At 63.6% G+C, this 14,926-nt stretch carries 14 protein-coding genes and 1 pseudogene; 9 read left to right on the plus strand and 6 right to left on the minus strand.

The features are described from left to right. Positions 1-86 precede the first annotated feature (86 nt). From BHMPCIPO_RS24990 to BHMPCIPO_RS25005, 4 genes and pseudogenes are all read right to left on the minus strand, one after another. Positions 87-445: pseudogene (locus BHMPCIPO_RS24990) on the minus strand (cytosine deaminase); the annotation flags it as partial. A 146-nt stretch (positions 446-591) separates the two neighbouring features. Further along, positions 592-1,353, minus strand: coding sequence for a sulfite exporter TauE/SafE family protein (locus BHMPCIPO_RS24995; RefSeq protein WP_173520180.1), 762 nt, complete (start codon positions 1,351-1,353; stop codon positions 592-594). Between the two features lie 28 nt (positions 1,354-1,381). Beyond that, positions 1,382-2,257, minus strand: coding sequence for an MBL fold metallo-hydrolase (locus BHMPCIPO_RS25000; protein ID WP_173519437.1), 876 nt, complete (start codon positions 2,255-2,257; stop codon positions 1,382-1,384). Beyond that, positions 2,250-3,749 (minus strand): aminotransferase class V-fold PLP-dependent enzyme, encoded by a 1,500-nt coding sequence (locus tag BHMPCIPO_RS25005; protein WP_173519438.1) that lies wholly within the window; start codon positions 3,747-3,749, stop codon positions 2,250-2,252. The genes BHMPCIPO_RS25000 and BHMPCIPO_RS25005 overlap by 8 nt, the downstream gene beginning before the upstream one ends. A 100-nt stretch (positions 3,750-3,849) precedes the next feature. On the opposite strand from BHMPCIPO_RS25005, the gene BHMPCIPO_RS25010 reads away from it, so the two are divergent. Next, positions 3,850-4,332 (plus strand): Lrp/AsnC family transcriptional regulator, encoded by a 483-nt coding sequence (locus BHMPCIPO_RS25010; protein WP_173519439.1) that lies wholly within the window; start codon positions 3,850-3,852, stop codon positions 4,330-4,332. 30 nt (positions 4,333-4,362) lie between these two features. Here BHMPCIPO_RS25010 and BHMPCIPO_RS25015 read toward each other — a convergent pair whose 3' ends face one another. Continuing rightward, positions 4,363-5,055 (minus strand): RraA family protein, encoded by a 693-nt coding sequence (locus tag BHMPCIPO_RS25015; RefSeq protein WP_173519440.1) that lies wholly within the window; start codon positions 5,053-5,055, stop codon positions 4,363-4,365. Between the two features lie 8 nt (positions 5,056-5,063). After that, complete coding sequence (uxuA, locus tag BHMPCIPO_RS25020) at positions 5,064-6,254, minus strand: mannonate dehydratase (RefSeq protein WP_173520181.1); 1,191 nt, start codon at positions 6,252-6,254, stop codon at positions 5,064-5,066. Positions 6,255-6,458: 204 nt separating this feature from the next. Between uxuA and BHMPCIPO_RS25025 the strand changes: the two genes are divergently transcribed. The 8 genes from BHMPCIPO_RS25025 (at position 6,459) to BHMPCIPO_RS25060 (ending at position 14,883) form a co-directional block, all read left to right on the plus strand. After that, on the plus strand, positions 6,459-7,193 hold the full coding sequence (locus tag BHMPCIPO_RS25025) for a FadR/GntR family transcriptional regulator (protein WP_173519441.1): 735 nt from the start codon (positions 6,459-6,461) through the stop codon (positions 7,191-7,193). 120 nt (positions 7,194-7,313) lie between these two features. Then, positions 7,314-8,273 (plus strand): substrate-binding domain-containing protein, encoded by a 960-nt coding sequence (locus BHMPCIPO_RS25030; RefSeq protein WP_173519442.1) that lies wholly within the window; start codon positions 7,314-7,316, stop codon positions 8,271-8,273. A 72-nt stretch (positions 8,274-8,345) separates the two neighbouring features. Beyond that, entirely contained in the window at positions 8,346-9,890 is a 1,545-nt protein-coding gene (locus tag BHMPCIPO_RS25035) for a sugar ABC transporter ATP-binding protein (RefSeq protein WP_173519443.1), read from the plus strand. Beyond that, positions 9,887-10,879 (plus strand): ABC transporter permease, encoded by a 993-nt coding sequence (locus BHMPCIPO_RS25040; RefSeq protein ID WP_173519444.1) that lies wholly within the window; start codon positions 9,887-9,889, stop codon positions 10,877-10,879. Before BHMPCIPO_RS25035 ends, BHMPCIPO_RS25040 begins: the two co-directional genes overlap by 4 nt. A gap of 107 nt (positions 10,880-10,986) precedes the next feature. Continuing rightward, positions 10,987-11,772: an SDR family NAD(P)-dependent oxidoreductase gene (locus BHMPCIPO_RS25045; protein ID WP_173519445.1), complete on the plus strand. Its 786-nt coding sequence runs from the start codon at positions 10,987-10,989 to the stop codon at positions 11,770-11,772. A gap of 19 nt (positions 11,773-11,791) precedes the next feature. Beyond that, the gene (locus tag BHMPCIPO_RS25050; protein ID WP_173519446.1) at positions 11,792-12,904 is read left to right on the plus strand and encodes a mannonate dehydratase; all 1,113 of its coding nucleotides are present in this window, start codon (positions 11,792-11,794) and stop codon (positions 12,902-12,904) included. 9 nt (positions 12,905-12,913) lie between these two features. After that, a complete protein-coding gene (locus BHMPCIPO_RS25055) occupies positions 12,914-13,813 on the plus strand; it encodes an SMP-30/gluconolactonase/LRE family protein (protein WP_173519447.1) in 900 nt (299 codons plus the stop codon). A gap of 5 nt (positions 13,814-13,818) precedes the next feature. After that, entirely contained in the window at positions 13,819-14,883 is a 1,065-nt protein-coding gene (locus BHMPCIPO_RS25060; protein WP_173519448.1) for a hypothetical protein, read from the plus strand. Positions 14,884-14,926 lie beyond the last annotated feature (43 nt).

Raw genomic sequence — 14,926 nt, forward strand, 5'->3', positions numbered from 1 at the left:
CTCGGCAAGGACGTCACAGGCTGGCGCGGCCTGATCGAAACAGTGAAGGCAAAGGGGCTGAAGTTCACGCTGCTCGACGACATGCGCGAAGTGTCCACGTGACTGCGAATTTGGAGAAGGCCCTGGCTGACGGCGAGGTCGCAATAGCGCAGCGCCCCTTGCGACCAGCAGCCGCCTTCGTCAGGCGGGGCGCAGTTCGCCCCAAAGCGCGAAGCCTTCGAGCAGCGTGCCGGAGACGTTCATTCGCGGAAGGCCGAGCGACAGCGTCGCATCGTGAAAATGCGGATCGCAGTACGCGGGCTGAGCAAGCGGCCGCTTGCGTCGATCTCTCGCCGTCGGTGGCGGTAAGGGTCTTCTCGATCGCGGTCTTTCCGTTGCTGACGCTCAGATCGAAGTCCTGGCGTCCGTCCGCAAGGTTGGCGTTGCGGATGATCAGATCGAACATGGTCAGCCCCTCCATTTCAGGCTCGGTTGACCGTCGCGATGCTCTTACCGAAAGAGGAACGCAATTCCGATCCCAAGCGTCCTCAGTGATAGCATCCAAGCGCGCGTTGCGGTCAAGGGTCGCCGGCTAAAGGCCGAGGGATGGGGTCACGGCGCTATGTAGCTGCGCCAGAGAACGTAGAGGCTGACGGAAAAAATGATGCCGCGGAAGATCTGGGTCAGGACATCGCGGTGGGTCGAAAGCCGGGTGGAGACGATCGTGCCGAAAATCCCGCCCGCAATGCCGCCGGCGATGAAATAGCCGGCGATGCGCCAATCCACCAGGCCTGAGGATGCATAGTTGATCGCCGTCGTCAGGCCGAAGGTGCCGACGGCGAGAAGCGAGGTGCCGACCGCGTTTATGAGCGGCATGCCGGTCGCAAGCAGCAGTCCGGGAACGATGAGGAAGCCGCCGCCGATGCCGAAGAAGCCGGAACAGGTGCCGGTCAGCAGGGCGGTCAGGCCGGTCTTGCCATGGGTGAGCGCCGAGAGCGATTGCGGCGTGCTGGCCGCCTGGCTCTTCGCCCTTCGCATGGCGAAGCTGACGAACATCATCACGAGGCCGAAGAGAAATAGCAGTCGCTGTCCATCGACCAGCTTGCCGAGGCTGGAGCCGAGATAGGCGCCGAGCGAGCCGGCGACGGTGAAGATCAAAGCACAGCGCCACCAGAGATGGCCGCGAAGCGCATGGCTGATAAGGTTGAGGTAGGCGTTGGCGGAAACGGCGAGCGCACCGGTGCCGAGCGCCGTATGCACGTCGCGGATGCCGACGACATAGATCAGCAGCGGAGTCGCAAGGATCGAGCCGCCGCCGCCGATCAGGCCGAGCGTGAAGCCGGTGAGCGAACCGGAGCCGATCGCAAGCAACATTTGCTGGAAGGGGTCCGCCACGATGCCGCTACCCCCACACCGCACCGGGAAGGGCGTCGAGCGGTATCTTCAGGTAGCGCCGGCCGTTGTCTTCGGCGGCCGGCAGTTCGCCGCCACGAACGTTCACCTGGAGCGCATGCAGAATGAGCTTCGGCATCGGCAAGGTCCCGTCGCGCGCCTCGCGCAGGCTGATGTAGTCCGCCTCAGTCTTGCCGGTGACATGCGGGTTTGTGGCCTTCTGCTCCGCCACCGTGCTTTCCCAGCGTGCCTCGCGGCCGCCGTGGCAATAGTCGTGGCCGGTGAATAGGCGTGTCTCGTCCGGCAACGCCAGGATCGCCTGGATCGAACGCCAGAGGTCCCTCGCACTGCCGCCCGGAAAATCGGCGCGGGCCGAGCCGCTGTCGGGCATGAACAGCGTGTCATGGATGAAGGCTGCGTCGCCGATTACATAGTTGATCGATGCCAGCGTATGGCCGGGCGAATGCATGACTCGGGCCTTGAGTTCGCCGATCCGGAATGTCTCGCCGTCGACAAACAGCCGGTCCCATTGCGAGCCGTCGCAAGCAAAATCCGGCCAGTTGTAGATCTCCTTCCAGATCCGCTGCACGCCTTTGACGTGTTCGCCGATCGCCGTCGGTGCGCCGGTCCGGCTCTTCAGGTAGCGCGCTGCCGAAAAATGGTCCGCATGGGGATGGGTGTCGAGGATCCACTCGACCGTCAGGCCCTTGGCGGCGATCTGGTCGAGGATCGCGTCGGCATTCCGCGTGGCGGTCGAGCCCGACTTCTCGTCGAAATCGAGCACTGGATCGATGATCGCGCATTTACCGGTCGCCGGATCGGCGACGACATACTGTATGCTGCCGGTGCGGGAATCGTAGAAGCCGGTAACATCGGGCTTATGCATAGGCGAGGGCCTCTTCAGCCGTGGCGCACGGGAAGAAGATCGCGCGGGCGGGGTCGAAATCGTAGTCGGCTTCGAAGGCGGGTGCGTCCGCCGCGAGTTGCGTTACGCAGTCGAGGATGTACTTCACCTTTTCGTCCGACAGCAGGACGCTGAAGTTCAGGCGCGTGAAGCCGGGCTTCTCGATCTCCTCGCCGGCGAGGATCGCCTGGCGGATTTGCTCGGAATGCGCCGCATCGATCGACAGCAGCCGGTGAACGTAAGGCCCGGCACAGGCACAGCCGCCGCGCGCCTGAATGCCGAAGCGGTCGCTGAGCATGCGGGTGACGAGCTGCTGGTGGACATAGCCGCCCTTGCCGTTCCTGATGCGGAAGGAAAAGATCGGCAGGCGATCCGGCTCTTGAAGACCGAGCAGCTCCAGTTGCGGTACGGCCTTCCAGGCGGCAAACGCCCGCCTGGTCAGCGCGCGGTTGCGCCTCTCGATCTCCTCAAGCCCGATCGCATGTTTGACGATGAAGGCGAGTGCGGCGCGGATGTCGCCGACGACGTTCGGCGTTCCGGCTTCTTCGCGTGCCTCGAGGCTGGCGCTGTAGTCGTGCGTATCGGGCGAAACGAACTTGACCGTGCCGCCGCCCGGCCAGGTCGGATTGTTCGTGGCGACGCCGTCGCGGCGGACAATCAGAATGCCGGAGGCACCCGGGCCGCCGATGAACTTGTGCGGCGAGATGACGACGGCGTCGATCTCGGCACCGGCGGCTGGCGACATCGAGACCGGAATGTAAGGGCCGGCGCCGGCATAGTCCCAGATCATCTTCGCGCCGGCAGCCTTGACCATCCGGGTGATCGTGACGACATCGCTGGTGATCCCGGTGATGTTCGATCCGGCCGAGAGGGTGCAGACCGTCAGCTCAGGCGAACCGGCGTTGAGCGCTTCGGCAAGTTCAGCAAGCTCCGGCCCCCCCGCCGAGCATTCGGCCAGTTCGATGATCTCGGCACCGCTTTCGCGCCAGGGCAGGATGTTGGAGTGATGCTCGTAGGGGCCGATGATAACCCGAACATTTTTCCCGGCCGCAACAGCTTCGGTGACGCCGAACAGCTTGACCAGGCGGTTGATGCCCGAGGTCGCGCCGGACCCGGTAAAGATGACCGCGTGTTCCGCCGTCGCACCGCAGAATTCGCCGATCAGCGTGCGCGCTTCCCGGCGCATCCGGGTCATGAAGCCTCCGCAATAGGAGGCCTCCGTGTGGCTGTTGGCGTAATAGGGCAGCACCTCTTCGAGCACGAAGTCTTCGATCACACGCAAGGCGCGGCCCGAGGCGACATAGTCCGCATAGACCAGGTCCTTCATGCCGTAGGGACCGGCAATCTTCGTCTTGGCACCGACGAGACCGTCGCGGAGGTCGGCAACCACGTCCGGGCCATTCAAAGCCTGGCGGAAACGGGTAAGGGGCGTAAGTGCCTCTGAGGGCTGGCGGTGGACGGCAGGTACGATCATCTCGCTGACTCCTCGGAGCGAACATTGACAGCTATTGTAATCTCGTCCACGGTCGAAAAATTCACCTATTTTCTGCAATTTTGGCCATGGATTGTGTCAGATGATCGAATCTTCATTCAAAATCGATGGCTTCGATCTGAACATCCTTGCCGCATTGCAAAAAGATTCGTCGCTCTCTCAGCGCGACTTGGCTGAAAAGGTCGGCTTGTCACAGAATGCGTGCTGGCGGCGCCTTCAGCGTCTGCAGTCGATCGGACTGATCCGCGGCTCGCACGCAGACATAGATCTGAGTGCGCTAGGGTTGGATCTCACCGTGTTCGTGATGATCCGCACCCGTCATCACTCCAAGGAGTGGAGCGACGGTTTCCGGCAACATGTCGAGAAGCTGCCGGAGGTGATCGACTTCTATCGGATCGGGGGTGATTGGGACTATCTGATCAAGGTGGTGACCAGGGGCATGCGCGGCTACGACAGCTTTTACCAGAAGCTGATCACCAATTTCGACCTCGCAACCGTCACTGGCTTCTTCTCGATGGAAGCGATCATCAACAATCGCCCCGTGGACCTCAGCCGGTTAAAATGAGGCGCCGGCTCTCCCGGCGCCCCACACACATTACATGACGCCGAAACGTTCGAACGCCTCGACGGTGCTCATGCCGGCCTCGATCGCGAGGCGAACCTTGTTTTCGGTTTCGGCCTTTTCCAGGGCTAGCGCGATTGCCTCCCGTTCCGCCTCGCGCGGAATGACGAGCACGCCGTCGCGGTCGCCGAAGAGAATGTCGCCCGGCCGGATACGGATGCCGCCGATCTCGATCGGAATGCCGTAGTCGACGACCTTGCCACGCGGGCCCTGGTCCTGTGCATAGGATCCGTAGCAGAAGGTCGGGAAATCAAGCGCAAGAATGCAGGCGCTGTCGCGGCAATAACCGTCGCAGATCGCACCCGCTGCCTTCAGCTTCAGCGCCCGCGTCGACATCAACTCGCCCCAGACGGCATAACGCGGTGAGGAGCCGGAGCAGACATAGATCTCGTTGGGCTTCAGGCTATCGAGCGCGTGGAACATCAGGCCGAACGGCTTGGCGCTGAACGCCGAGTTTCCGCTCGCCTCGGCGGCCGCGAAGAAATCGGCCTCGAGCACCGGCATCGCCCGCCCGATGGCAACCATGTCATCACGCAATGCCCGGATCTGCGGCGGCAGGAACTGGTGCTGCAGGCCCATCGTATCGAGAATGTCGCCGACCACAGCGGTAAACAGCCGGCTGCGCATGGCGGCAAACAGTTCGGCATCGTCTTCAAAATGGTTCATTTCTTCCCTCAAGCCTTGTGCGCCATGGCGGTCGCGATGCCCTGCATGACGCCTCTGATTTCCGCGAGGCCCTTCAGTCGACCGATCAGCGAATAGCCGGGATTGATCCGCTCCTTGCCGATATCGTCGGCCAGCAGATGTCCGTGGTCTGGCCGAAGCGGGATCTGCCAGTCGGCGCTGCCATCGCGCGCACGACGTTCCTGTTCCTGCATCAGCGCGAAGATCACCGCCGGCATATCGCTCGATCCGCCGAGATGGTCCGCCTCGTAGAACGAGCCGTCCTCCTCGCGTTGGACGTTGCGCAGATGGGCGAAATGAATGCGCGGGCCGAATTCGCGCACCATGGCCGGCAGGTCGTTGTCGGCGCGGGTGCCGTAGGAGCCGGTGCAGAAAGTGATGCCGTTGGCCGGGCTGTCGACAGCGGCGAGGATGCGCCTGACATCGGCTGCCGTCGAGACGATGCGCGGCAGGCCGTAGAGCGAAAAGGCCGGATCATCGGGGTGAATGCAAAGCCGGATACCGACGTCTTCGGCGACCGGTACGATCTCCCCGAGGAAGCGCGCCAGGTTGGCATGCAGATCGTCGGCCGTCACGCCGTCATATTCGGCAAGGGCGGCCAGAAAGCTTGCCCGGTTGAACTGGCGCTCGGTTGCCGGCAGGCCGGCAATGAGATTGCGCTCGATCCGGTCGATCTTTGCCTGGTCCATCTCATCGAGCCGCTGGCGCGCGAGGAAAATCTGCCTCTCGGAGTAGCTGTCTTCGACATGTGGGCGCTTCAACACGAAGAGGTCATAGGCGGCAAAGTCGACCGCATCGAAGCGAAGCGCAAAGCCGCCATTCGCCAAGGGCTGCATCAGCTCGGTGCGCGTCCAGTCGACCACCGGCATGAAGTTGTAGCAGACGATGCTTATGCCCGCCCGCGCCAGGGCGCGAAGCGTGTCCTTGTACCAGCCGATGTAGCGAGCGCTGTCGGCGGTCGCGAGCTTGATCGAATTGTGCACCGGAATGCTCTCGACGACGCTCCAGCGCATGCCCGCGGCTTCGATCAGCGCCTTTTGCGCCAGGATCGCTTCGTCGGGCCACGGCGAGCCGTCGTAGATGTGGTGCAGCGCCGAGACGATCCCTGTCGCGCCTGCCTGCCGGATATGGCTGAGCGGCACCGGATCGTTTGGCCCATACCAGCGAAAGCACTCTTCCATCAGTCTCATGCAAATTCTCCTGCCCGTTTCCGGTCGCCTATTGTTGGACCACGCCAGTCAATAATGTCCGATTGGTCCAACAATTCAAGCCTGAATACGGGCATTTAGCATGAAAATCATGGATGCGACACGGAATTTTCGAGTTTGCGCTTGACTGCCGGCGCAATCTGGACCAACAAATAAAGCATCGCAGGGAGGATGGTGGTGAGCAGTTCGGTACGGGAAGATGCATTGTCGGGCGTAGAGGCCGTGGAGCCGGGTAGGACTTCGGCCGTCGATCGCCTCGTCGAGCAGATCCGCGACATGATCTCCGAGCGCGGTCTCGGCATCGGCGATGCGCTGCCGACCGAGCGCGACCTCGGTGAGCAGTTCCAGGCCGGACGCAATACCGTGCGCGAGGCGCTGCAGGTGCTGCGCGCCTATGGCATGGTCGAGACCCGGCCGAAGGTCGGCGCCGTCATCAGCGGCGGACACGGCGAGGCCATCCGCCGGCTTTTCGCCTTCCACAACGGAATTTCACCGGACTCTTTTCGCGACCTGCAGGGTTTCCGGCGCATCATCGAGACCGGTGTCGGCGAGCATATCATCCTGACGGCTGGGGATGACGACTTAGAGCGGCTGGACGCGATCAATGCGCGGATCCTGGAGGCCGAGACCGTCGAGGATGCGGCGCGCTGCGATTACGAGTTTCATTCGGCGATCGTCGAGCTCTCAGGCAACCGCACGACGCTGGCCGCCTACCACATGCTGCGCTCGGTGATCGAGGAGGTCATGCGGCTCGGCAAGGCAGAGCGCACGGTGCATGCGGAAACCTTCGAGGCGCACGCCGAAATCATCCGGGCGCTGAAGGCTCGTGATCGCATCGCCTACGTCTACCTGATGAGCCGCCATTTGGAGTTCGGCATCCGGTTCGTCGATGCCGCGCCAGGCGGCCAGTAACCGCGATGAGCATATGGGAGTTTTGAGCCACACCGCCTTGGCGGTGCGGGCAGCCGTTTGCCGGATCCACTCGCCCGTTGGTCCGGCGGCACGAACAGGGCACTTGGGAGGAGAACCAATATGAGCAACATGAAACGTCTGGCGCTTGCCGCGCTACTTGCCTCTGTCAGCTTTGCGCCGGGCGCGGCCTTCGCCGGCGGCAAGGCGATCGCCGGCATCGTCTTTCAGCAGGACCAGTATTTCCGCGGCATTCAGATCGGCATGGAGAAGGCAGCGGAAGCTGCCGGAGACGAGCTCCTTGCCGGCAACAGCGACAGCAAGCTGGAGAAGGAAGCCCAGCTGATCGACACCTATATCGCCCGCGGCGTGAACTCGATCGTCGTGGCGCCGCTTTCGGCCGACGCTTCGGTGCCTGCGCTGAAAAAGGCGCGCGACGCCGGCATCACGGTGGTGACCTACGGCACCTCGGCCAACGGCGACGTCGCCCAGGCCACCGTGATGAGCTCGGATCGCGATATCGGCATCGGTACCGGCAAGGCCGCGACCGATTTCCTAAAGACGCTCGGCAACGGCGAGAAGGTGAAGATCGGCACGCTGGCCTTCAAGGCGCTGCTGCCTGAGCAGTCGAATGCCCGCGTCGATGGGTTCCTGAGCGTCGTCAAAGATCAGGTGGACATCGTCGCCCAGCAGGATGCCTGGCTTGCCGAGAAGGCGCTGGCAGTTGCAAGCGACATGCTGACGGCCAATCCCGATATCCGAGTGATCTATGCCGCCAACGAAGGCGGCACGATCGGCGCCGTTCAGGCGGTGAAGAAGGCAGGCCTCGAGGGCAAGGTTTTCGTCTTCGGCACCGACGGTTCCGAGCAACTCGCCAACATGCTCCTGAATTCGGACAACGTGCTGCAGGCAACGACGGCGCAGCAGCCGCTCGAGGTTGGCAAGCAGGCGATCGAAGCCGCGCAGAACCTGCTCGACGGCAAGAAGATCGAGACGAAGGTCAACGTTCCGGTTCTGCCTCTGACCCGCGCCGACGCGGAAGGCGTCGCTGCCTACAAAGAAGGCCTCAAAGCCTTGAAGTAAGGGCCCGAAAGTGAACTGGGCGGCGGGAGCATTGTCCCATCGCTCCTTCACCGCGCACAGCAGGAAATCCGCATGAGCTATCCGCAACCAAGGTCAGCCGCGTTGCAAGGGGTGCAGGGACGGCTGGACTTTCGGGCCGTGACCAAGCGTTATGGCCCGACCGTCGCCCTTTGCGAATTCACCCACAGCTTCGCGCCCGGGAAGGTGCATGCCCTGATGGGCAAGAACGGCTCGGGCAAGTCGACGCTAGTCAAGCTTCTCGCTGGCGTCACCGAACCGACATCCGGCACGATCAGCGTTAACGGCGAGGACCGCCACTTCACCTCGCCGCATGACGCCTTCGCCGCCGGCATCGTCACCGTGCATCAGGAGCTCTCGCTGGTGCCGGAACTTTCGGTCGGCGAGAACATCTTTCTCGGCCGGCTGCCGCATCGGCGGCGCGCCGGTTTCAGCGTCGTCGACTGGACGGGCCTGCACCGGCGCGCCGGCGAACTGCTCGCCGACATGGGACTTGCGCTCGATTCCCGCCAGCCGGTCTCCGCCCTCAGCGTCGGCCAGCAGCAGGTGGTGGAGATCGTCAAGGCGATGTCCTTCAACCCGTCGATCCTGCTGCTCGACGAGCCGACCTCGGCGCTCGCCACCCGCGAGGTCAAGCAGCTCTTTGCGCTGATCGAACGCTTGCGCGCCCGCCGCGTGACGATGATCTACATCACCCACCGCATGAGCGAACTCTTCGAGATCGCTGACACCTGTACGGTGATCCGCGACGGCCACTATATCGGCTCGGTCGCGATGAAAGAGACGACGCCTTCGGCGATCGTCGGAATGATGTTCGGCGATGCGGCGCGTGCCACGCGTCCGCCGCGGCGCGAGCTCGATCGCACCAAGCCGGTGCTCGAAGTGCGCGAACTCAGCCGGTCAGGGCATTTCCACGACGTCTCCTTCGACCTCTATCCCGGCGAAATCCTCGGCATCGCCGGCCTGCTTGGCGCCGGGCGCACGGAACTGATGCGGGCGATTTTCGGCGCAGACCGGATCGACGGCGGTTCCGTCAGGCTCGATGGCCGCATCATGACCGGCGCAAGCCCGCGCGATATGCGCAAGGCGGGGCTTGGCTACACGCCGGAAAACCGCAAGGAGGTCGGGCTCGTGCAGTCGCGCTCGACCGCCGACAACCTCTGCATGGCGAGCCTCGGCCCGATCTCCAACAGGGGCTTCATCTCGCGTCGGCGCGAACAACCGCATGTGCGCCGCCAGATCGCCGATCTGCATATCAAGTGCGGCGACCCGGAACTGCCGGTGTCGTCGCTTTCCGGCGGCAACCAGCAGAAGGTGGTGATCGGCAAATGGCTGAACCGGCAGCCCTCGGTGATGTTCTTCGATGAACCGAGCCGCGGCGTCGACGTTCAGGCCAAGCGCCAGATCTTCGACATCATCTGGCAGAAGGCGGCCGACGGCCTTTCCAGCATCTTCGTATCGACGGAACTCGAGGAGGTCCTCGAAGTCGCCGATCGCATCCTGGTGATGCACCACGGCGCCGTTGTCGCCGAAGTGGATCCGACGAGAACCGATCTTACCGAACTCTACGGCCTGTGCATGGAAGGGGCCAAGCGATGACACTTGTGAGCCAAACGACCGAGGCCGGCGGACAGAAAACGCCGCTCAAGTTCCTCAAGACCTATCCGATGGAGATCATTCTCGCGGCGCTGATGATCTTCCTGATCCTGGTCGCGCCCGGCTTTGCCTCGACCAGCAACGTCTTGAACGTGCTGCGCACGGTCTCGATGCTCGGCATCATCGCCTTCGGCATGACGGCGGTCATCATCAGCGGCGAGATCGACCTTTCGGTCGGGGCGGGCGCAGCACTTGCCGGCTGCATCGTTGCCTGGTTTGCCGACCGCTTCACCGATGCGCTCGGCGATTGGGGCGCGGTCACGGTCGGTTTTGCCGTGGCGCTGCTGCTCGGTTTCATGCTCGGCTATCTCACTGGCCGTTTCCGGCAATGGTTCAACGTGCCGACCTTCATCACCACGCTTGCGCTTTTTGCGGCGCTCCGCGGGGTCGCCAATCTCATCACCGGCGGCTTCCCGATGTCGTCCTTCCCGCTCGGCTTCGATTTCCTCGGCGGCGGCTACCTCTTCGGCATTCCGTTCCCGGTCTATATCTTTGCGCTCACCTTTGCCGGCATGCATTTCCTGATGAAGTATACGAGCTTCGGCCGCGAGGTTTATGCCGTCGGCGGCAACATGGAGGCAGCCCGCCTCTCCGGCATCGACATCTGGAAGGTAAAGGCGCTGACACTGGGGCTCACTGGCGCGCTCACCGCCGTCTCCGGCACGCTGATTGCCTCGCAGATCGGCGCCGGAACCGGGACGACGGCAACGGGCATGGAGCTCGACGTCATCGCGGCCGTGATCATCGGCGGCACCTCGCTCTTTGGTGGCAAGGGCCGTATTTGGGGCACGCTGATCGGGGTCCTGTTCCTCGGTTGCATTTCCAACGGCATGACGCTGATGAATGTCAGCGAATATTGGCAATACGTCGTGCGCGGCGGGATCATTCTCGGCGCCGTGCTCCTGAACCAGGTTCTGGAACGGGTGCGCTGAGACCGGCGCGGGATGCTCGCATCCCGCGGCCCTCATGAAAATCGATCACGCTGATGATCTTGGGTCGCCCGCGATCCAAATCATCGCGATCCATCGCGGAGACAATCATGACTGAATTCAAAGGAAAAATCGCACTCGTCACCGGCACGTCCGGTATCGGCCTCGCCTCGGCGATCCGCCTTGCCTCGTCAGGTGCCATCGTGCTCGCGTGTGGCAATGACCTTGCCACCAACGAGAGGTTCGACAAGATCGCCAGCGAGCGCAATCTGCCGATGTCGACGCGGCTGACGGATGTCTCGGTCGAGGCGGAGGTGGAGGCGGCCGTCCGTGAGGCAGTGCTGCGCCACGGCGGCCTTGATATCATCGTCAATGCCGCGGCCGTCCATCCCTATGGCACGGTAGTCGATACCAGCGCCGAGAGCTTTGCGCGCTGCCTCTCGGTCAATGTCGGTTCGATCTATCTGACCGGCCGCTTCGGCATTCCCGAAATGGTCAAGCGTGGCGGCGGCGCGATCGTCAACATTTCTTCGGTGCAGGGGCACGCCTGCCAGCAAAACGTTGCCGCCTATGTCGCCTCCAAGGGGGCGATCCACGCGCTGACGCGCGCCATGGCGCTCGATCACGCCGCGGCCAAGGTCCGGGTGAACTCGGTCAGCCCCGGGTCGGTGCGCACGCCTTTGCTTTCGCTTGCGGCCCGCACCTATGGCGGCGAGGGCGTCAGCGAGGCGGAAGCCTTTGCTCGCTTCGGTGCCGCGCACCCGATCGGCCGCATTGGCGAACCAGAGGAGGTGGCCGAACTGGTCGCCTACCTCGCCTCCGAGCGCGCCGCCTTCGTCACCGGCTCGGATTTCCGCATTGACGGCGGCCTCACCGCTGGCATCGGCGTCAAGTAATCACACGAGGAATCGACAAATGAAGATCGGCCTTGGGCTCTACCGGGAGCAACTCACTCCGGATAACTTTCAGTTTGCCTTGCAGGCAGGCGCGACCCATGTCGTCGCGCACCTGACCAACTATTTCGCGGGCAAGGATCCGAAGATCGACAGCGGTGATCAGGGCGGCTGGGGCGATTGCTCCAGCGATCGGCTCTGGACTTACGATGAGTTGTCGGCGCTGGTGAAGGACGTGCGCGCCGGCGGCCTGGAGGTGGCGGCGATCGAGAACTTTTCGCCGCGCTTCTGGCATGATGTGCTCCTGGACGGGCCTGAGCGCGCGCAGCAGATCGAGGGGCTGAAGCAGCTCATCCGCGACGCCGGCCGCGCCGGCATTCCCTGCATCGGCTACAATTTCTCGCTCGCCGGCGTCTATGGCTGGACCCGTGGCCCCTATGCCCGCGGTGGCGCCGAATCCGTCGGCTTTGGCGTCGAAAACAGCATCGCGCCGAGCCCGGATGCGCCGATCCCGGACGGCATGGTGTGGAACATGCGGTACCGCCGCGGCATCCCCGGTGTCGCCCCGGTTTCCGTCAGCTCGGCGGAGCTTTGGGACCGCCTCAGCCACTTCCTGAAGGCGGTTGTACCGGTCGCCGAAGAGGCGGGCGTCGTACTTGGCGCTCACCCTGACGATCCGCCGGCGGAGGAACTGCGCGGCACGGCGCGGCTCGTCAACCGACCGGAGAAATACGATCGGCTGATGGCGATCGTCGACTCGCCCTCGAACGGCCTGGAACTCTGCCTCGGCTCGCTGCAGGAGATGCCGGGCGGCGATATCTACGACCATGTCCGCCGCTTTGCCCGCTCCGGCCGCATCGGCTACATCCATTTCCGCAACGTGCGCGGAAAGATGCCGCGCTATGTCGAGACCTTCGTCGATGAGGGCGATATCGACATGGCCGAGATCATCCGCATCCTGCGCGACGAGAACTACCGGGGCGTGATGATCCCCGACCACACGCCGGCCATGACCTGCGGTGCCTCCTGGCATGCGGGCAAGGCTTTTGCGCTCGGCTACATGAAGGCGCTGGTGCAGAACGCCGAAGCGCTCGGGCCATCGCGCTCGATCCCTGCAAGCATGGCGGCGGAATAGGAGGCAGCGATGGCACCCGAGCTTATCTGTGTCGCGCCCGTCGGCGACCGCTGCGGTGAGGGCGCCGTCTGGTCCGCGGACGAGGCGGCTGTCTACTGGACGGACATCAACCGGTTCCTCGTGCATCGCTACGACGAGGCAACTCAAGCGGTCAGAACCTGGTTGTTCGACGAACCGGTGGTGGCGATCTCGCTGACAAATGAAGCCGGCCGCCTGCTCGTTGCTCTCGGTTCGAAACTCCTCTGGTGGTGGCCGGAGACCGATCGGCGCGAAGATCACGGCTTCCGCCTACCCGGCGCGCCGCGGGTACGGCTCAATGATGGCCGCACCGATCCCGCCGGAAACTTCTGGGTCGGTTCGATGAAGAACAATGTCCTGCCCGATGGCGAGCTCGGCGAAGCGGGCCCGGGCGAGGGCATTCTCTTTCGCATCGCGCCTGACGGGACTGTCACCGAATGGCGCCAGGGGCTCGGCATCTCCAACACGCTCTGCTGGAGCCCGGACCAGCGCACCTTCTACTTCGCCGACACGCTGGCAAACGAGATCTATGCCTTCGACTATGACGCGGCCGAGGGGGCGATTTCAGGCGAACGGCATTTCTTCACCGGATTCGATCGCGGCTCGCCCGATGGCTCGACGATCGACAGCGAAGGCTTTCTCTGGAACTGCCGTTTCGGCGGAAGCTGCATTGCCCGGATCGCACCCGATGGCCGTCTTGCCGAAGTAATCGACGTGCCGGTGACCAACATCACCACCTGCACCTTCGGTGGTGCCGATCTGAAGACGCTCTATATCACCACCGCCAGCATTCTTTCCGGCCCCGGTGAACGCCTCGCCGGCAGCCTTTATGCCATGCGCGTCGAAGTTCCCGGCCTTCCGGAAAACCGGTTTGGAGTGGCAACCAGGTGAGTGCGGTGACGACACGACGCGCGCTTGCCTGGGCGCATGGCTGCCTTTCGGTGCAGTCGCTCGGCGGCATGCTCGGCCCCGTGCTGTTTTTGCTGCCGGACGGGCGGCACGTCAGTCCCTTGCATGTGGCACCTTGGGGTAGTGATCCCGAGCGCGACACGCTGCCCGAAATCCTGCAAGAATTGCGCGGCGAATGGCCCTGCGTCCCCTTCGGCAGCGACGCCGACCGGGCGCTTCCCGCAGGCTGGTCTGCGACAGGAGAAAGTTTCGATGGCGCCGGCGTGCCCCATGGCCATAGCGCCAATGCTCATTGGGATTGGAGCGCTTGCGACGACCGTCAGATCACCATGGAATGCCGGTATCCGGAGGACCATCCGATCGGCCTTTTGCGGCGGAGGATTATGCCGGATCCAAGCGCGGCCGCCATCGACATCACCCTGGAAATCGAGGCGCGGCGGCCATGCCGGCTGCCGATCGGCCTGCATCCGACGTTCCGGCTGCCGAGCCGCCCGGGTTCGGTCACTATCGAACCCGGTGCCTATGATCGCGTCTTGAGTTTTCCCGGCGACGTCGAACCGGGCGCGGCCTTGTTCTCGCTCGATCGGCAATGGCCATCGCTTGGCAAAGTCGAGACCCGTAGCGGTGCGACAATCGACGCCTCGCAGGTGCCGCTCACCGAAGAAACCGAGGATCTGCTGCAGCTCTGCGGTGTCGACGGCAGCCTGGCGCTCCACTATCGCGACGAGGGGTTTCGCGCGCGGCTCACCTGGCAGAAGGATCACTTTCCGAGCCTGCTACTCTGGTTCAGCAATCGCGGCCGCAAGGCCTATCCCTGGAACGGGCGGCACGTGGCGCTCGGCCTCGAGCCCATCGCCTCTGCTTTCGATCTCGGACCGGCGGTCTGCACGGCGGCTAACCCGCTGGCATTATCGGGCGTTGCCACGGCGATTGCGTTCGAGCCGGGTCAGATCTTCATCACCCACTACCGACTTTCCGTCGAAGTCGCTCCTATCAGCAATCCTGCCGGGCACGCGGCCACAACAAGCCTAGCTGCAGTTCGGCAAGTTTAGTCGCATCACTGCTGGCCGACTAATGCCTAGCTGGTCAGCATTT

Origin of the sequence: Ensifer sesbaniae (assembly GCF_013283665.1) — a bacterium.
Classification (GTDB): domain Bacteria; phylum Pseudomonadota; class Alphaproteobacteria; order Rhizobiales; family Rhizobiaceae; genus Ensifer; species Ensifer sesbaniae.